Origin of the sequence: Mucilaginibacter terrae, assembly GCF_031951985.1 — a bacterium.
GTDB classification, from domain to species: domain Bacteria; phylum Bacteroidota; class Bacteroidia; order Sphingobacteriales; family Sphingobacteriaceae; genus Mucilaginibacter; species Mucilaginibacter terrae_A.
This window is the reverse complement of the sequence record NZ_JAVLVU010000001.1, coordinates 3288786-3308347: the sequence shown is the minus strand read 5'-3', so window position 1 is coordinate 3308347 and position 19562 is coordinate 3288786. Positions and strand designations below refer to the sequence as shown.

The window sequence follows — 19562 nt, the reverse complement described above, 5'->3', positions numbered from 1 at the left end:
ATTTAGCCACACAATCCATCGATTATAAGCCATGAAACAATACGGGTTAATAGGGTATCCGCTTACGCACTCTTTTTCGAAGAAATACTTTGCCGAAAAATTTGAGAACGAAAAAATAGAGGATCATACTTACGACCTGTATGAAATTGATAACCTGAGTAATTTTCCTGAATTACTGCGTGCAAACCCGGGGTTGTGCGGTCTTAACGTAACTATTCCGCATAAAATTGGCGTAATGTTTTACCTCGATTGGGTACACCCTGATGCTAAGGAGGTTGATGCCGTAAACTGCATCCGCATTACGGCCGAGAGCCCTATAGCCGCAGCATTTTCGGGCGAGGTGGGCATTAAAGATCATGAGTTCCGCCTGGAAGGTTTCAATACCGATGTGTACGGCTTTGAAATGTCGCTTAAACCGCTTTTAGGCTCACAGCATACGCACGCTTTGGTGCTGGGTACCGGTGGAGCATCGCGCGCGGTAAAGTATGTATTGAATAAGCTAAGCATTTATACCCGGTTCGTATCGCGCGAAACTGATGGCGACCGTATTGGCTATGCCGATGTTACGCCCGAGCTGCTTAGCAAATACAAGCTTATTATCAACACCACGCCGCTGGGGATGGCTCCTAATATTGATAAATGCCCAGATATACCGTACGAAGCTTTAACCAACGAGCATTTACTGTACGATTTGATTTATAATCCTGAGGAAACGCTGTTTTTGCAAAAAGGGCGCGAACAAGGCGCTGCAACAAAAAACGGGCACGAGATGTTAATACTTCAGGCCGAAAAATCATGGGAAATATGGAACTCCAGAGAAATAGCTCCGGACGCGGAGTAATTATCTTATTGTTGCTTGCTATAGCTGCCATAACCAGTTGCAGCAGCGAACCCGATTACTCGCCCAAGCCGCGTGGTTATTCCCGTATTTATTTTCCTGAGCGTAAGTATCACCAGTATAATTCGGGCTGTGCGTATGCTTTTACCTATCCCACTTATGCCGTTATCGAACCCGATAAATCTCCCGGTGCAAAAGGTTGCTGGATAAACCTGCAAATGCCGCAATTTAATGGCACACTGCATTTGAGTTATCAGCCGGTTACCTCTAAAAAGGTATTTAATGAGTTAATAGAGGATGCACACACTTTTGCATTTAAGCACACGGTAAAAGCCACATCAATTGACGAGGGCGTGATACGCTACCCCGAACGCAAAGTATACGGCATCTATTATTCTATAGATGGCAATGCGGCATCATCGGCACAATTCTTTTTAACCGATAGTACTAAACATTACCTGCGTGGAGCATTGTATTTTAACACTCCTCCCCGTTTAGATTCTATACAGCCTGTATTGGATTTTGTAAAGAAAGACATGGCCCTGCTCATTAAAAGCTTTAAATGGAAAAGCCCTCAAGGCTAATTAACCTGAGGGCTTAACACAATTTATCTTAGCAACTAACCCTGGTTTAAAATTTACTTTTTCAATACCTCTGGTATTACCTTGCCAATGCAGCCGCTTGGCATTTGTATATGCAGCAGTGCGGCTATAGTTGCCGAAATATCGGTCATGTGGGTGTCGCGGTTTAAACTGCCGTGCTGTACACCCCAACCCATAAATACCAGCGGGATATGAGTATCATAAGGCGAGCTAACACCGTGCGATGTACCGGTTTTACTACGGCCACCAAAATAACCCGGTTTTAATATCACTTGTATGGCACCGCTGCGCTCTTTATTGTAACCATTGATTATGCGTTCACGCAAATCAGGCTGTATACTGGCGTCTTGTGCTTTTTCCATATCAACCGCATACATTACTTCGGCTTGTTTGCGCAGAAAATCAATGCTTATTGCTTTAATTTTTTCCACATCGGATTTAGCCTTGGCAATGGCTACATTATTCAGGTTAACCTCATAGTTATCGATGCTTAAAATGGTACGCTTCAGGCCTGTTTCTTTCTCCAAAATAGTATTCAATTGGGTTGTAGCTGCATAAGCATCCCACAAGCCCCCCGGAATTTTATGGTCGATTAAAAACTGCGGATTGTGCGCAGCGCCATGATCGGCCGATAGGAAAACGGTGTAGTTGCCTTTACCCACTTTAGCATCCAGATAAGTAAAGAAAGCAGCCAGGTCGCGGTCTAAACGCAGGTAAGTATCTTCGGCCTCAATAGAATTAGGGCCAAACTGATGACCCACATAATCGGTTGATGACAAGCTTACGGCCAGAAAATCGGTTTGGTCGCCTTTGCCTAACTGCTCGGCGTCCAGCGCTGCTTTGGCAAAATCTAAAGTAAAGGTATTGCCCAGCGGGTTGCTGCGGATGGCGGCAAAATCAACACCCTTTATTGCCGGGAAGTTATGCGGAAATACCGGTGCAGTTTCGCCACGGTAAGCGCCTTCATAAGGGCTGTTATCGGCAGTGCTTTGTTTGTAGGTATTTATTGGATAAAGCGTTTCCCAGGTTTTGGTTAAATAAGCCGCAGGTAGTTTTCTATCATTAAATTGCTTTACCCAGGTAGGTAGATCGGTAGTGTAATAGGTACTGGTAATCCAGTTGCCGGTAACATCATCAAACCAATAGGCGCCGTTGGGGGTGTGGCCTGCGGGTAAGATACTACCACGATCTTTTAAAGCAATGCCAATAACTTTTGAACGGAAGTTGGTAGCCAGCCTCAGCTCATCGGTTATGGTGCTGGCCTGCAGGTTACGCGGCGACATAAGTCCGGCTGGCGAGGTTGAACCTACGCCTTTAACGGTAGTATCTTCGGCACAATACATGGGTTTGCCGGTAGCCTGTATAATAAAGCTGTTAGCCGCAATACCATGTATAGCCGGTACCGAACCTGTGTAAATACAGCTATGGCCCGGCCCAGTTTCGGTAGGCAGGTAATCAATATGCGTATTTTCGCAGGTAAAGCCCTCGTTAAGCATACGCTTAAACCCTCCGGCTACATAACGGTCATTATAACGGTAAAGGTAATCCCAACGCATTTGATCAACCACAATGCCCACCACCAATTTAGGGCGTGCCAGCGATGCTGAGGGCGCAGCGGGTTTAGCTTTTTGAGCTGATGTTATTAAGGGAGCCGATACCAATACGGCTAAAAACAGATGTTTGATCTTCATTTCGGGGGAGAAATTTAAAAAGCCAAATATCAGCATTGATAAGGAAAGGGCGTGTGATTTTTTTGTTATGAAATGGGTTATTAATTGCTAATAACAAACAATGGCTTAGTAAAATAATTTACAAATAGATTTGTGTATTTTTGAATAGCTATCAATAAAACCGGTTTTAATTATGGCAAATCAAAGAAAAATTGCAATGGTTGTGCAACAGGTAGCAATGGATAACGAGGACACTTTAGACGTTGCACATTGGCTAAGTAAAACACCGGCTGAGCGGCTTGAAGAAGTAAGCCGTTTAAGAAACAATTATTATAAAGACATTAACGGAAATTTCCCCGTTAAGATGGAAAAAGTTTTTCGTCAGAAAAAGATATGATTTTTGAACCAGATTTTGTTGATTTTATAGCGCTGTTAAATCAACATCAGGTTGCTTATTTAATTGTGGGCGCACATGCATTGGCTTATCATGGCAGACCCAGACATACCGGTGACCTCGACATTTGGATTAAGCCCAGCTTAGAAAATTCAGGTAAGATGGTTGCTGTGCTTCATGACTTTGGCTTTGGCTCTTTGGGCCTGAAAGAAGAAGATTTTTTAAAAGAAAACTACGTAACTCAATTGGGTTATCCTCCTTTACGTATTGATATCTTGAATGCTATTTCGGGTGTGGATTTTGACGAAGCTTATGCTAATAAAATAGATGGCGAAGTTGACGGACTTGCAATAAACTTCATTAATATATCTGACTTTATTAAAAATAAAGAAGCTACAGGTCGCAATAAAGACCTTGGAGACATCGAATCACTAAAAAGGAATAATTTCTAATAAAAACAATAAGGCCCCTTTGCGGAGCCTTATTGTTTAAATATTGGTAGTTGCCTTTAAATGCTGATGCGTTTTGCGGTGTGCTATGTCTCTCACCTTTTTGGCCTTTGGTTTTTTGTTGCGCTTGCCCAGCCATATAATAAGGCCGGTTACCGGTAAGCTGGCACAAATTAAGCTCACTATAAACGCAATTATTTTACCGGGCAAGCCTGCTATTTGCCCTACATGTATATCGTAGTTCATGTTATTAAGCTTCATGCCGGGGCTTTTTTTAGTATTGGGCAAAAAGTGAAGCAGTTTACCGGTATGCTTATCAAACTGGTAGCTGTCGCTAAAACTGTAGTGTAATGGTGTAGGATAGGCGGTTCCATGTATGATATCACTCTGCTTTTCGCCCCCGTAAAAAAATACCATTTGGGTATGCGGCGATTGTTTTTTAATAGTTTGGTAGGCCACATCAATGGCCGGGACGGAAATATTTGCAGGTATGCTAACCGTGTCTGATTTCATTTCTCGTTCCTCAAATTCGCGGTTAACCTTACTACCAATGTTGCCGGTAGCATAAATACCTTTCTCCATCCATTCAAAACTCATAGACATACCTGTGATAGCTAATATAATAGCTATGGCAGTTGAGTAAAAACCCAGCACGTTGTGCAAATCATAGTTAACCCTGCGCCAGCGGCCACCCCATTTAATAGTAAAACTTCGCTTGCGGTCGCTTTTACGTTTAGGCCACCAGAGTATAATACCTGTAATCATGATAGCCACAAAAATGAGTACCGATGTACCAACCACCAGCTTGCCTATTTTGGCCGGCAATAGCAGGTATAAGTGTATAAATTCAACAATGATGAAGAAATTCTTCTGCATAATATCATCGCCCAGCACCTTACCGTTGTAAGGGTTCACATAAACTACGTGAAAGCCCGCCTTATCGGTAACGCGTACCGTTGCGGCGCGGTTAGGACCTAAAATGGCCATGCCGCCGTATTTGCCATCCTTTAAGGTTTGCAGCGCGGCCTGTTGCAGTTGCGATGGTTTTAAGAACGGCGTATTTTGCGCCTGCACCGTACGGTAGCTATACATGGCATCCTGTATCTCATCCTGAAAACAGAATATACAACCGGTTATACTTACTATAAAAACCACAAGCCCGGATATAAATCCGAGCCAGCGGTGAACAAATAGCACAGCTTTTTTAAAAGCGCTCATATGTTACTTAATTTGAGGTTTGCTTGCTTAAAACTTAAAGGTTACGTTGGCTGCAAACGTACGTGGCATTTGCGGTTCAACAGTGGTCCAGCCTTTAAAGTATTTTTTGTTGGTCAGGTTATCCATTTTTAAACCTATACGATACTTTTTAGCACTATAAAACACAGTACCGTTTAACAAGGTGTATGATGGCAGGGTAAATTCACCTGTACGTAAATCGTTGGTGATAATGTTTTTGCTGGCGTAATTACCACCAAAACCTGCACCCAAACCGCTGTACTTGCCTGATGGCAGGGTATAGCTGATCCAGGCGTTAACCAAATCGGCAGGGCCTGCGCTTACCGGGCGACGACCCACCACATTAATATCAGCTTTAGTTAATTTGCTGTTGTTATGGCTGTAACCGGTAACAATGTTTAAACCGGCAACAGGATTGGCAATCAGATCTAACTCAAAACCTTTACTTTTTTGAGTACCATCTTGTATGGTAACATTATAGGTAACACCATCGCGCACAACAGGCTCGGTGCGGGTAATGTTGTCAACCGAAATATCATAGTAGCTGGCGGTAAAAGTTAAACGGTTTTTAAAGGCGTCAACCTTCACACCACCTTCAATTTGGTTGGCTTGCTGCGGTTTAAATGTACCCGAAACATCTGGAAGGGGCTGAGTTACCGGCGCAACGTTACGGAAGCCGTTCATGTAGTTACCAAATATTGATACCTGATCTTTAACCAGTTGGTAAACCAAACCAAACTTAGGGGATACGGCAGTTTGCTTGTAGTCGCCGGTAATTAAACCGGTTGATTGGGTGTAAGTACCACGGTTATCAAAACGGTCTACACGTAAACTTAACATAGCCATTAAGCGGTCGGTTACGTTAAGCATATCTGATGCATAAACGCTGTACACGTTATTAACCGTGTAATTTTTGGTATAAGCAGCGGTTGAGGCACCCAGGCGGTTCATAAACATTGGGCGGTTAAAGCCCACGTACTGGGGGGCGTTGATGGTAGCATTTTGCACATCATACAAAATGTATGGCGAGTTATTATTATCGGTTATCTGGTTCAGGTAATCTAAACCTACTACGAGGCGGTTGCGCAGTCCACCTATTTTAAAATCGCCGGTAAAGTTTTGCTGAATATCTATGGCTGTACTTGTTGAGTTTTGGTAACTGGCCAGGCGGCTTAAATCAATATCATTGGCTCCCAAAAACATTACGTATTGGTTTATACCATCGGTTTTACGGTTGCTGCGCGAGAAACTGGTTTGCGAAGTCCACTCGTCTGAAATGCGGTAGGTAGCCAAACCACGAACGTTTACCACAGGTGTTTTAACCGTAATATCATTACCGGTGAATGAGCGCTTGAAGTTCATGTTCAGCTCATCGGGCGTGCGGGCAATTAGCTGACGGCTACGGTTTAAGAAGACCATCAAAGGGTTGGTGCCTTCGTAATTGTAAATCTCGGCATCCAGGTTTAAAGTTAACTTATCAGTAGCGCGGTACTCCAATGAAGGAGCCAGGAAAAATGATTTACGGAAACCGGCATCCTGAAAGCTGCCCTGGTAATTGTAGGCGGCGTTTACACGACCCAACAGCTTTTTATCTTTTGATAAGGCACCGTAAACATCGGCGGTTAAACGGCTAAGGCTGTAGTTACCGGTGGTGTATGATACATCACCGCCAAATTCTTCTTTAGGGCGTTTGGTAGCAATGTTAATTAAACCACCAAAGTTGGTAAGAGCGCCACCAAACAGGGTTCCTGAAGGGCCTTTTATTACTTCAATTTTTTCAATGTTGGCCGGGTCAAGGTCGCCGTTGGTTAAACCGGCAATGCCGTTAATTAAAGTAGGCTGAATGGTAAAACCACGCAACGAGTAATAAGCTGCACCATCACCAGCACGACCTGTTGACGACCACAATTTATCTAAACCCGAGGTGTTTCTCAACGCATCGTTAAAGTTGGTATTTATTTGCTCAACCAGTAGCTCTTTCGAAATGGTAGTATAAACCTGCGGATTTTCGAGGTTATTTAACGGCATTTTTGAAACATAAGGGCTTTTACGGGTAGCCATTTTGTTAACCTTGTTACCGGTAACGTTTACGGCCTCTAACTCCGACATGCTGGTGTTAATGCTTAGTGGCTGGACGTTGGTTGTTTGGCCTGCGGTTACGGTAATTTGCACTTCAACACCTTGCACGCCTACTGATGATACCACTAATGTGTATGAACCAGCTGCTGCTTTAAAATTGTATTCGCCGTTTTCGGTAGTAATGGTACCAAACCTGGTGCCCTTTAGGCCAACGGTAATATTGTCGGCCGGTTTATTGTCTGATGTTAAAACCTTGCCTTTAATTGTTCCTCTTGTTTGTTGTGCCTGGGCAAGCACGGTTGTAAACATGAGGCAGATAGCAATAAAAAGGCTTTGGTAAAATTGTTTCATTTATTTGGACTTAGTATAAATTAGGCCACAAATCTATGACAATCTCATTAAAATTGAAACTTATTTTTAATTATTCTAAATAAGCATAATAAATTTTGTGTTAGTTAAAAAAAGGCAGGCTCTAATCAATTTCTAAATATCCATCACTTCCTTTTTCTTTTTACTCTTTAACTTTTTAGGAATAAACTGAAGTATTTCGTTCTTTAAAGCCTCAATCATGCGGCGTTTTAAAAAGTTGCGCTGTATTACAATACTTACCTCGCGGGCGGGTTCGGGGGCTTTAAAGTAGCGAATACGGTCGAGCTGTTTATCGCTTAAATCATCTAAAGCCAATTCGGGCAATATGGTGGCACCCGCGTTTTGGTCTACCATGCGTTTCAGCGTATCAACGCTACCGGTGTTATATTCAAAATGCTGAAAACCTTTGGTTGATTTACGGCGCTGGCAAATATTCAGCACCTGCTCGCGCATGCAATGGCCTTCATCCAGCACCCAGAGTTCTTCTACATCAATATCTTCGGGACTAATATTTTTCTTTTTATAAAGCTTACTGGTTTTAGAGGCGTACGCCACAAAGTTTTCATAAAACACCGGAATCTCCATCAAACTACTCTCATGCAACGGTGTAGACATAATACCGCAATCCATAGTACCCAGTTTAAGCTGCTGAATAATGTTTTCGGTGTTTTGCTCCCATACTACCAGCTTTACCTGCGGATATTGCTCCACAAAACGGGCTATTATCCGGGGTAAAAGGTAAGGTGCAATGGTAGGAATAATACCTACCTTTAACTCACCCGAAAGTTCCTTTTGCCTGTCCGTAACAATCTCTTTTATCTTATAGCTTTCGGCCAGCATAACGCGGGCCTGTGTAATAATCTCCATGCCCACTTCGGTTGGTACAATAGGCTGGCGCGTGCGGTCAAATATTTTTACGCCTAATACATCCTCCAGTTTTTGCACCTGCATGCTTAACGTGGGTTGGGTAACAAAGCACTTTTCGGCGGCTAATACGAAACTTTTGTAGGTATCTACGGCAACAATATATTCAAGCTGGGTAATGGTCATAGTTAAAATCTATGTTCAAATATAGATAGTATTGATTAATCCTATATAAATAAATCATAATATTTAACGGCAATGTTAAGGATAGTGCAGGATGCCATTCTATCCCATAACGCATAGTTTTGCCCCGCCAATTAACACGGTTAAGCCATTAGCCTAATTGTTAAACCAACAATAACACACTTTGATGAAGAAATACTTTTTACTCCTTGTTTGCTTTACTCATGTTGTAGTGGTGTCGTTTGCGGCTAAAGCACCCAAACAAGTTATTGTAGCTCCGGGCACACTCTCTGCCGCATCTGCTACGCTGGTTTGGGACAAGCCTGATCAAGCCGTCCGCTATCACATCATCCTTAACGGAAAAGAAGTAGGTGCAGTAAGTAAGAGCAATTACATGCTTACGGGTTTAACACCTTCAACCGCTTATAACTGTGTTGTTAAAACAGAAGGAGCCGATGGCAAACTATCGGGCAACAGTAAGCCGGTTAAGTTTACTACCACACCGCAAGGCAAGGTGCTCAACATAACCGAATTTGGAGCCAGGGGTGATGGCTCAACCATCAACACAAAAGCTATACAAAAATCCATTGATGCGTGCCCGGAGTACGGTACAGTGCTCATACCCGAAGGCAACTTTGTAAGCGGGGCACTGTTTTTAAAAAGCCGCATGACCTTACAAATTGAGAAAGGCGGCACGCTGAAAGGCAGCCCTAATACCGAAGATTATGAACCGTTCATCAACAACCGTTTTGAGGGTTGGGAAATGAAAACTTATGCCAGCCTGATTAACGCCGGCACCATGGATAGTAACGGTGGTTACACTACCCAACAAATTTCTATTAAAGGCGAGGGTACCATTAGCGGCGGGGGCGGCGCGCTGGGTAAGGCTATGATAGATAAGCATGGCATGCGCAGCCGTGGCCGTTTAATTATGCTGATGAACTGCCAGAACGTAGAGTTGCAAGGCTTGCAAATTAAAGATGCGCCCTGCTGGACAATCCATTACATTTACAGCAAAGGTATAAGCTGCCACGATTTAGATATAGTAAGCACAGCCCACAACGGCGACGGTTTAGACCCCGACTCGTCTGACGATAGCTACATTTTCAATTGTTCATTTTCAACCGGCGATGATTGCATTGCCATTAAATCGGGCAAAAACCCGGAGGGTTACACTATTGGCAGGCCTACCCGTAATGTGCAGATCACCAATTGCAATTTTACCAAAGGACATGGCATCTCTATAGGCAGCGAAATGTCGGGCGGGGTGAGCGATGTGTTAGTGCAGGATTGCACTGCCGGAGCACTCTTGAATGGTATGCAAATTAAAGGCACCAAAGAGCGTGGCGGCTATGTTAAAAACGTAACTGTTACCGATTGCCAGCTGCTCAAAATTACTATCTTCTCGGCCCTTAATTATAATAATGATGGCGCCGCCGCACCCCTGCCGCCTACGTTTGAAAACTTTATATTCAAAAACATCGATCTAAAAGCAGCTACCATAAAAGAACCGGTTATCAACATCAACGGTTTTAAAGACCCGGCACATAAGCTTAAAAATGTAAGGTTTGATAACATTATTATGCCCAATGGTAGCAAGGTGATAGTAAATGATGCACAGAACGTAAGGTTTGCTAATGTGAAAATGATTAACGGCAGCAAGCCCGACTACTCGCTTAATAACAGCACACAAACTACGTATTAATTCATAAAAATGAGCATCTTGCACCTATAAAGCTCTCTTTGAGCAAAAGTGTAAATCAACCAAGTACTACTATTTATGATGAAGAAACTTTTAACCGTATTTGTTGCGCTATTAGCTTTTTATTTGCAGGTATTTGCCCAGCAAAGTTTTAAACAATGGGCTCAAACCCCACCCATGGGCTGGAACAGTTGGGACTGTTACGGTTCATCGGTAACCGAGGCCGAGGTAAAGGCCAATACCGATTATATGGCCGCTAACCTTAAAAAATCGGGGTGGGAATACATTGTGGTTGATATCCGTTGGTTTGTGGAGAACGATAAAGCCGGTGGTTACAACCAAACCGACCCTCGTTATGTAATGGATGCTTACGGTCGCTACTTGCCGGCCACCAACCGTTTTCCATCGGCAGCAAATGGCGTTGGCTTTAAAGCCCTTGCCGATTATATACACAGCAAAGGACTAAAATTTGGCATCCATATTATGCGCGGTGTGCCTAAAGAAGCCGTAGCTAAAAAACTGCCCATCAAAGGCACCCAAATTACTGCCGACCAAATTTATACTACCGAAATGCAATGCACCTGGCTGCGCGATAATTATACCATTGTGGCCGATAAACCCGGAGCACAGGAATACTACAACTCCATTATGGAGCTTTATGCCTCATGGGGTGTTGATTTTATTAAGATAGATGACTTGTCGCGCCCCTATCACCAAGGCGAAATTGAGCTGATACGTAAAGCTATTGACAAAACCGGAAGGCCCATTGTGCTGAGCACCTCACCAGGCGAAACCCCGGTGGAGAAAGCTGACCACGTATCAACCCATGCCAATATGTGGCGTATGGTTGACGATGTATGGGACCAATGGAAAGACGTAGTGCACCTGCTCAAAGTGGCGCAAGGCTGGTATCCGTATATTAAACCCGGCACCTGGCCCGATTGTGATATGATACCTCTTGGCCGCATCTCTATACGCGGCGAACGCGGCGGCGACCGTCAAACCCGTTTAACCAAAGACCAGCAGTATGGCTTAATGACACTCTTCACCATCTTCCGTTCACCGTTGATGTTTGGTGGCGATATGCCCAGTTTAGACCCTTTCACCCTATCGTTACTTACCAATAAAGCGGTGCTTAAAATGCACAAAGAGAGTACGGATGTTAAGCAGGTGTTTCAACAGGATGGCAAAGTGGCTATCACTTCGTTTAATCCTAAAACCGGCGAACATTACCTGGCATTGTTTAACACGATCAACACGCCGGGCCTAATTGAGGTGTCGGTAAACTTACCCGAAATAGGCATCAACAAAAAAGTAAAAATCACTGATATGTGGAGCGGAAAATCTGTAGGCACGGCCGATAAAAAGCTAACAGCCCAGGTTGCGGCTACATCCGCAGTTTTATACAGTTTAAAATAATTAAGTATAACCGGGTAACCGGCATTAATCCAATTAAGCAAACCAAAGTTTAACTCATTATATGATGAAGAAACTGTTTTTACTTGCCTGTATGGCCACCGCCGCATTTACATCGAGTGCGCAAGATTTTGTGATAACCAGGTACGGTGTTAAAGGCGGCGACAGCACCAAATTAAACACCAAAGCTATACAGGCTGTTATTGATAGAGCAGCAAAAAAAGGTGGAACTGTAGTTATTCCTAAAGGCACCTTTTTGAGCGGTGCATTATTCTTTAAACCCAAAACCAAGCTTCGGTTAGAGCAAGGCGCGGTGTTAAAAGGATCGGACAATATTGCCAACTACCCCCTTATCCCCTCGCGTATGGAAGGCCGGTCGCAAAACTATTATGCGGCGTTGGTTAATGCTTACAAGGTGCCGGGCTTTAGCATCACCGGTCCGGGTACTATTAATGGTAACGGCGCTAAATTCTGGAGCTACTTTTGGTTTTACCGCGATTCGATGAAACGTGTGGGCAAAGAGGCCACCAACCTGGAGGTTCATCGCCCGCGCCTGGTATTTATATGGGGCAGCAATAACGTGACCATTAAAAACGTAAAGCTGCATAATTCAGGCTTTTGGACCACCCACCTTTATCAAAGCAATAATGTGCTTATAGAGGGCTGCGACATTCGCTCGCCCTACAAACCCGTTCCTGCGCCAAGTACCGATGGCATAGATATTGACGTTTGTAAAAACGTGACCGTGCGCAACTGCTACATCTCGGTAAACGATGATGGCGTTTGTATTAAAGGCGGCAAAGGCCCTACTGCCCATACCCTGCCCGAAAACGGCATTGTGGAAAACGTGCTGGTAGAAGGCTGTACCTTCGGCGAATCGCACGCGGCCTTAACATTTGGCAGCGAGAGTATACATGCCCGTAACGTGGTAATGCGTAACTGCAAAATAAACAGCAGCACCCCGCTGTTCCGTTTTAAAATGCGCCCCGATACTTACCAGCACTTTGAGCACATCACTGTTGAAAACATTACCGGCAAAGCAGGTGTGATATTTGAAATTGCCCCATGGAAACAGTTTTTTGACCTGGGCGGCAGCACCGAAAAACCTTTCGGCATGGTAAACGATATTACCATCCGTAACATTAAAATTGAGTGCGACCAGGTGGCGCAAATACAAGGTAATCCTAATGATAAGGTATCGGGTATTACGTTTACCAATATTGATGCAACCGCTAAAAAACCGGGCATCAAAAATGTGTATGAGGATGTTAAGCTCCAAAATGTGGTGATTAACGGTCAAACTTACACTTTAAAATAAATTTGTAATTTGCGGGCTCACCAACCCGTAAATTAATTAATGAAACGTTTATTGCTTATTGCGCTGCTAACCCAGGCAGTACTAACTGTTAACACCCAAACTTCAACAGCTCAGGAACGTAAAGAATACCTTTTAAGCAAAGGCTGGGCCTTTACCCGCGGCGAACAAACGGATGCCGCTAACCCGGCCTTTGATGATAAAAAATGGGAAACCGTTACTATTCCGCATGACTGGGCTATAACCGGGCCGTTTGATGGCAATAACGACGTTCAGAAAGTTAAAATAGAACAAAATGGCGAGAAAAATGCCACGGTAAAATCGGGACGTACAGGTGGTTTGCCGTTTATTGGTATTGGCTGGTACCGGCTCAAATTCAGCGCTCCGCAGTTTGCGGCAGGCAAAAAAGCCTCGCTTATTTTTGATGGCGCCATGAGCAATGCCAAAGTATACATTAATGGTAAAGAAGTGGGCATGTGGCCTTATGGTTACAACTCTTTCCACTTTGATGTGACCAACTTTCTAAAACCCGGTGCCGATAATATTCTGGCCGTTCGCCTCGAAAACAAACCCGAATCATCGCGCTGGTACCCTGGTGCAGGTTTGTACCGCAACGTGCATTTGGTAGTTACTAATGATGCACACATCCCCGTGTGGGGAACTTATGTAACCACACCGGTTATTGAAAAAGATTTTGCCCGCGTACAGGTGCAAACCCAAATATCGGCCAGCTCATTCAAACCGCTTAAACTGGTCACTTCCATAACCGATCCGCAGGGTAAAACCGTTGCCGAAGGCTCATCGGCTTTGGCCGCTACCGACCTGAATACATTTTCACAAAGCATCGCGGTTAAAAACCCGCAACTATGGTCGCCCGAAACACCCGTGCTTTATACAGCCACCTCAAAGGTGTATGATGGCAGCAAACTGGTTGATGAGTACACCACCAAATTTGGCATACGCACCATTAAATTCGAAGCTGGAAATGGCTTTTTCCTCAACGGAAAGGCGCGCAAATTTAAAGGCGTATGTAATCACCATGATTTAGGTCCGTTAGGTGCGGCTATTAACAAAGCTGCTTTACGCCGCCAGTTAACCATTTTAAAAGACATGGGTTGTGATGCCATTCGTACCTCGCATAATATGCCGGCGCCCGAGTTGGTTGAACTTTGCGACGAGATGGGCTTTATGATGATGGTAGAATCATTTGACGAATGGAAAACCCCTAAGGTAAAAAACGGCTATAGCCAGTATTTTGACCAATGGGCCGAAAAAGATATTGTTAATATGGTGCACCGCGACCGAAACCACCCGAGCGTAATTATGTGGAGCATTGGTAACGAGGTGCCTGATCAAGGCGCTAAGAACGGCCAAAAGATAGCTAAGTTTTTGCAGGACATTTGCCACCGCGAAGACCCAAGCCGCCCGGTAACTGTTGGCATGGATAGAATTGATGCCGCCCTTACCAACAACTTTGCAGCTGTGATGGATATTGCCGGTTTTAACTATAAACCAGCGCGTTACGAAGAAGCTAATCTAAAACTCCCTCAAGGATTTATACTGGGTACGGAAACAGCTTCAACCGTTAGTTCGAGAGGCGTTTACAAGTTTCCGGTTGAGTTTTTTAAAGAAAAGATGTATGACGATAACCAAAGTTCATCATATGATTTTGAGGCCTGTCCATGGTCGCAAGTACCCGATGATGAATTTGTAAAGCAAGACGATATAAAATTTGTGATAGGCGAATTTGTATGGACCGGTTTTGATTACCTGGGCGAACCTACGCCTTACGATACCAAATGGCCGTCGCACAGCTCGTATTTTGGCATTATTGATTTGGCCGGTTTGCCTAAAGACCGCTTTTACCTGTACCGCGCCAAGTGGAACACCGAAAAACCAACCCTGCACGTTTTACCACACTGGACTTTCCCTGGCCGCGAAGGACAAATCACACCGGTATTTTGCTACACCAGCTATCCATCGGCTGAGTTATTTGTAAACGGCAAAAGCATGGGCAAGCAGGAAAAGAGCAAAACCAACAACCAAACCCGCTACCGCTTAATGTGGAAGGATGTGGTTTATCAGCCCGGAAACATTAAAGTGGTTGCTTATGATGCCAATGGCAAGGTAGCCGCCGAGCAAACTATTAAAACCGCCGGCAAACCTCACCATATAGAGTTAATAGCCGACCGTTCTACACTTGATGCCGATGGTAAAGACCTTTCTTACATCACCGCCAAAGTGTGCGATGCCAATGGCAATTTATGTCCCGATGCCACCAATTTGCTCAGCTTTAAAGTAACCGGTGCAGGTACTTACAAAGTGGTTGCCAATGGCGATGCCACTAATGTACAGCCATTCCATCAGCCACAAATGAACGCATTTAGCGGCATGCTGGTAGCCACAGTACAATCGGCCGAAAAGCCAGGTAAAATTGAGTTTACCGCCTCTGCTAAAGGGTTAAAGAGCGGTGTAATTGCCTTAAACAGTAAGTAATATTATTGATCATCTATTATCCGATACTTTAAAGATATATGAATTTTTGTAAAGCCATTAGCACCGCCCTGTTGCTTATTGCAACAGGAGCGACGTTTGCCCAAAATCAAATACTAACGGTTACCAGTCCTGATAAGCGCATTGCCTTAACCATTTCGGCGGCCGATAAAAAACTGAGCTATACCGTAAAGGCTGATAATTTTCCTATCATTAACAAATCGCCGCTTGGACTGGTGGCTGATGGTACGGATTTGGGAAACAATACGCGCATAACCGGCCAGCCTCAACGCAGCAGTGTTAACGAAAGTTATGCCGTAATAGGCAATCATACTAAAGCAATTAACCGTGCTAATGAGGCCTACATACCTTATACAGCTGCGGGTAAGCCCATGGCACTTTTTGTACGGGTATATAATGATGGTGTGGCTGTAAGGTACACCATTGCGCCCGGCATAAAACACATTGATGCCGAACGCACGACATGGACTTTGCCCAACAATGTGAAGAAGATTGCCTGGGCAGACTTTCATCAAAGCTATGAAGGCTTAAATTACGTAACGCCGCTTGCCGAAGTGCCCGAAGGAAAGGTGGTAATGCCGCCGCTAACCTTTCAATCGGGTAAGTACTACGTATCACTAACTGAGGCTGATTGCGAAAGCTTTGCCGATATGGCGCTTACCCGCAGCGGCAATGCGTTCACTGTGGCCTATCCTTTTGCCGCAAAAGGCTGGAACGTAATTCAACCATCAAAAAGCATTTACTTAAACGGCACTTATAAAGGCAAGCTGGTATCTCCATGGCGCACTACTTTAATTGCCCGGTCGTTAACCGAGTTGGTCAATTCCGATTTAATTACCAACCTGTGTCCGCCACCAGCTAAAGGAAGTGATTTTTCGTGGGTTAAGCCTGGCCGCAGCTTGTGGCAATGGTGGAGCGTAGGTGCACCTAAGTTTGAAGACCAAAAGAACTGGTACGATGCTGCAGCCAAATTAACCTGGGAGTACTACCTTGTTGATGATGGCTGGCGCAACTGGAAACAAGAAGGTAAAGACCAGTGGCAGTTACTGAAAGAAGTGATCGATTACGGTAATACGGTGGGTGTAAAATCCTTGGTTTGGGTAGATTCAAAAGAGTTTAGAAAAGCACCTGAACGCCGCGCTTACCTGCAAAAGGTAAAAGAGGCAGGTGCCGTTGGTATTAAAATAGATTTTATACCTGATGCGGATGCCGATATTATGCAATGGTATGCCGAAACACAGCAAGATTGTGCCCAGCTTAAACTGTTGCTTAACTTTCATGGCAGCGTAAAAACAACGGGCCTTAACCGTACCTACCCTAATGATATTACCCGTGAAGCCATACGTGGCAACGAGTACCACATGACCAAGTACAAACGTGTAATGCCACCACAGCATGACATTACCGTACCCTTTACCCGTTACCTGAGCGGCCCGGCCGATTTCACTTCGGTAATACTCGACCCTAAAGAGCTGGCAACTGCCAAATTTACCTGGCCGCACGAGTTTGCACAGGCTATTGTTTACACTTCGCCCATTATACATTTTGCCGATAAGTACCAGCTGTATCTTGAAAATCCAATGGTCGATCTGTTTAAACAGGTGCCCACCACCTGGGATGAAACCAGGGTATTATCATGCAGCAGCATGGGCGATGTAGTAGCTTTTGCCCGTCGCAAAGGCACCTCATGGTGGATAGGTGTAATGAACGGTGCCGATGAACGTGAGGTAAAAATACCACTCAACTTTTTATCAGCCCCAACCAAAGCCACTCTTGTTTATGATGGTGAAACTAACACCAGTGTTGATAAACGCGAACAAACCGTAAGCCCTAAAGATGTGCTAACCATTAAATTGCGCTCAAGCGGTGGGTTTGTGGCTAAATTGTAATGATGTTATGCTTGTAACAAATTAAACTCCGGTTTATGCGGCACCTCTTATCAATCGTATTTATAGTTCTGTTTTCTTTGGGCAAAGCACTTGCCCAGGAAGACAGGGGGTATAAGATATACCAGTTTCCGGCCAATATGATGCCCAAAATTGATGGTAAAACTGATGACTGGGACAGTTTTCCGAAAAAATACATTGTGGGTACCGACCAGCTTTGGGATGACTCAAAACATTACCCTGCTGTAGACCCTAAAAATCTGGACGTTAAAGTGCGTGTAGCCTGGGTTAAGGGTTTAAACCGCCTGTATTTTTTGTACGAAGCCTATGATAACTACTGGGATTTTAGTCGGCCCGATTTACATAACGATACTTTTGAAATTGTGGTAGACGGTGACCTGTCGGGCGGCCCGCTTATTACCGACCAGCACCCCAACCAAAGACTTAACCCCTGGGACATATACTTTTCGTATCACGGGGTACATGCGCAAAACTATCACATTTTTACCCCTGCCGTGGGTAAAGATTGGGCGCTGGCCTGGGGCAGCCAACCGTGGATAAAAGAACTTCCTTACTCCAATATTGCTTACTCTTACGATTTTAAACCTGGTCAGCCCGGTAAACTTATAGCCGAATTTTGGATTACCCCGTTTGATTATGCCGGTGCCGAAGGCCCGCAACGTGCGGTAGAATCGGTACTGCGCGACAATAAAAAGATAGGCCTCACCTGGGCAGTTATTGATTACGACGACGTAAATGACGAAACCAAGAAAGGCTTTTGGAACTTATCAAAAAACCACAAAATGTACGGCAACACCAGCCTCGGCACTGTATTTACGCTGATGCCTTTAGATGCTAAATACAAAAAAGCTATTGATGCCAAATGGAGCTTTATAGTAACCGATATGAACAAACGCCAGGTTACTTTTAAAGACGAAAGCGACGGCAAAATAACCTCGTGGAAATGGGATTTTGGCGATGGCACCACCTCAACCGAGCAAAGCCCTGTCCATCAGTATAAAGACGCAGGGAAGTATATTGTGGTGCTTTACATTGACGGACCGGCGGGCAAAGCGCGTATGTCGAAGGTTTGGGATGTTGCGGTGAAGTAGTGAATTTAACAAAACGCGTCATTGCGAGGAACGAAGCAATCTCTGCGTAGAACAAGCGAACATGCATAGTTCAGAGATTGCTTCGTTCCTCGCAATGACGTATTTGTGATTATGAGTACTATCTACGCCCTCAACTCCGCTACAAATTCGGCCATGGCTAAACCAGGGTTTGGCTGGCGCATAAAGTTTTCGCCAATTAAGAAGCGCGTTGAACCCGGCCTGCTTAAGTTGTTTAATAACATGCGTATTGCTGATAGCACTTTCAGATATTTTCATTACCCCATCTGGTATATGCTCTGCCAGTTCGAACGAAGTTTCTACCGATACAGTAAAATCGGCCAGGTTACGGTTGTTTACTCCAATGGCATCAAGGTTATCGCACAGGCTGCGTTGTAGTTCTTCGAGGTTGTGTACCTCTAACAACACGCTCAGGCCTATACTTTTGGCAAGGGCGGAAAATTGCTTTACCTGTTCGGGTGTAAGTATGGCAGCAATGAGCAGAATAATGTCGGCACCTAAGGTTTTGGCTTCTACAATCTGGTACTCATCGATCATAAAATCCTTACGCAGCAGAGGCACATCATTAAACTTACGTGCCTCGAGCAAATCCTTTTTGGTACCCATAAAAAAGTGACGGTCGGTTAATACCGATATGGCCGAAGCCCCAGCCGCCGCATACGCCGTAGTTACATCCTTAACCGAAACCTCATCATTAATAATACCTTTTGATGGCGATTTACGTTTAAACTCGGCAATTATACCCGTACGTTCAGGGTCGAGCAGGAACTTTTTAAACGATAGCGGTTCGCGTAAAAACATTTCGCGTTCCTCTAAATGGTTATAAGGAGTAATGATTTTAGCGGCTGCTACTTCCTTTATTTTTTTCTCTACAATTTTATCTAAAATGGTCATAAGCCCCCAAACTCCCTAAAG

15 protein-coding genes are annotated in these 19562 nt (G+C 44.4%); 10 read left to right on the top strand and 5 right to left on the bottom strand.

Annotated elements, in window-relative coordinates:
- Positions 1-31 precede the first annotated feature (31 nt).
- Positions 32-841 carry a shikimate dehydrogenase family protein gene (locus tag QE417_RS13960; RefSeq protein ID WP_311950987.1) on the top strand — a complete coding sequence of 270 codons (810 nt, stop codon included), beginning with the start codon at positions 32-34 and terminating at the stop codon, positions 839-841.
- On the top strand, positions 805-1422 hold the full coding sequence (gene gldD, locus QE417_RS13955; RefSeq protein ID WP_311950985.1) for a gliding motility lipoprotein GldD: 618 nt from the start codon (positions 805-807) through the stop codon (positions 1420-1422). The genes QE417_RS13960 and gldD overlap by 37 nt, the downstream gene beginning before the upstream one ends.
- A gap of 53 nt (positions 1423-1475) precedes the next feature.
- Here gldD and pafA read toward each other — a convergent pair whose 3' ends face one another.
- Positions 1476-3131 (bottom strand): alkaline phosphatase PafA, encoded by a 1656-nt coding sequence (gene pafA, locus QE417_RS13950; RefSeq protein WP_311950984.1) that lies wholly within the window; start codon positions 3129-3131, stop codon positions 1476-1478.
- 172 nt (positions 3132-3303) lie between these two features.
- On the opposite strand from pafA, the gene QE417_RS13945 reads away from it, so the two are divergent.
- A complete protein-coding gene (locus QE417_RS13945; RefSeq protein WP_311950983.1) occupies positions 3304-3507 on the top strand; it encodes a hypothetical protein in 204 nt (67 codons plus the stop codon).
- Complete coding sequence (locus QE417_RS13940) at positions 3504-3956, top strand: hypothetical protein (RefSeq protein WP_311950981.1); 453 nt, start codon at positions 3504-3506, stop codon at positions 3954-3956. The genes QE417_RS13945 and QE417_RS13940 overlap by 4 nt, the downstream gene beginning before the upstream one ends.
- Positions 3957-3992: 36 nt before the next feature.
- Here the strand turns inward: QE417_RS13940 and QE417_RS13935 are convergent, their stop codons facing one another.
- The 3 genes from QE417_RS13935 to QE417_RS13925 all read right to left on the bottom strand — a co-directional run bounded on the left by QE417_RS13935 (position 3993) and on the right by QE417_RS13925 (position 8687).
- Positions 3993-5171 (bottom strand): PepSY-associated TM helix domain-containing protein, encoded by a 1179-nt coding sequence (locus tag QE417_RS13935; protein WP_311950979.1) that lies wholly within the window; start codon positions 5169-5171, stop codon positions 3993-3995.
- 27 nt (positions 5172-5198) lie between these two features.
- A complete protein-coding gene (locus QE417_RS13930) occupies positions 5199-7619 on the bottom strand; it encodes a TonB-dependent receptor (protein WP_311950977.1) in 2421 nt (806 codons plus the stop codon).
- Between the two features lie 132 nt (positions 7620-7751).
- Positions 7752-8687 (bottom strand): hydrogen peroxide-inducible genes activator, encoded by a 936-nt coding sequence (locus QE417_RS13925; protein ID WP_311950975.1) that lies wholly within the window; start codon positions 8685-8687, stop codon positions 7752-7754.
- A gap of 184 nt (positions 8688-8871) precedes the next feature.
- Between QE417_RS13925 and QE417_RS13920 the strand changes: the two genes are divergently transcribed.
- The 6 genes from QE417_RS13920 (at position 8872) to QE417_RS13895 (ending at position 18629) form a co-directional block, all read left to right on the top strand.
- Entirely contained in the window at positions 8872-10389 is a 1518-nt protein-coding gene (locus QE417_RS13920) for a glycoside hydrolase family 28 protein (protein ID WP_311950973.1), read from the top strand.
- A gap of 75 nt (positions 10390-10464) precedes the next feature.
- A complete protein-coding gene (locus QE417_RS13915) occupies positions 10465-11805 on the top strand; it encodes a glycoside hydrolase family 27 protein (RefSeq protein ID WP_311950971.1) in 1341 nt (446 codons plus the stop codon).
- 61 nt (positions 11806-11866) lie between these two features.
- Positions 11867-13120 carry a glycoside hydrolase family 28 protein gene (locus QE417_RS13910; protein WP_311950968.1) on the top strand — a complete coding sequence of 418 codons (1254 nt, stop codon included), beginning with the start codon at positions 11867-11869 and terminating at the stop codon, positions 13118-13120.
- Positions 13121-13159: 39 nt separating this feature from the next.
- Complete coding sequence (gene galB / locus QE417_RS13905; RefSeq protein WP_311950965.1) at positions 13160-15613, top strand: beta-galactosidase GalB; 2454 nt, start codon at positions 13160-13162, stop codon at positions 15611-15613.
- Between the two features lie 38 nt (positions 15614-15651).
- On the top strand, positions 15652-17520 hold the full coding sequence (locus tag QE417_RS13900) for a glycoside hydrolase family 97 protein (protein WP_311950963.1): 1869 nt from the start codon (positions 15652-15654) through the stop codon (positions 17518-17520).
- Between the two features lie 35 nt (positions 17521-17555).
- A complete protein-coding gene (locus tag QE417_RS13895) occupies positions 17556-18629 on the top strand; it encodes a PKD domain-containing protein (RefSeq protein ID WP_311950960.1) in 1074 nt (357 codons plus the stop codon).
- A gap of 18 nt (positions 18630-18647) precedes the next feature.
- Here QE417_RS13895 and trpC read toward each other — a convergent pair whose 3' ends face one another.
- A complete protein-coding gene (trpC, locus tag QE417_RS13890; RefSeq protein ID WP_311950956.1) occupies positions 18648-19541 on the bottom strand; it encodes an indole-3-glycerol phosphate synthase TrpC in 894 nt (297 codons plus the stop codon).
- Positions 19542-19562 lie beyond the last annotated feature (21 nt).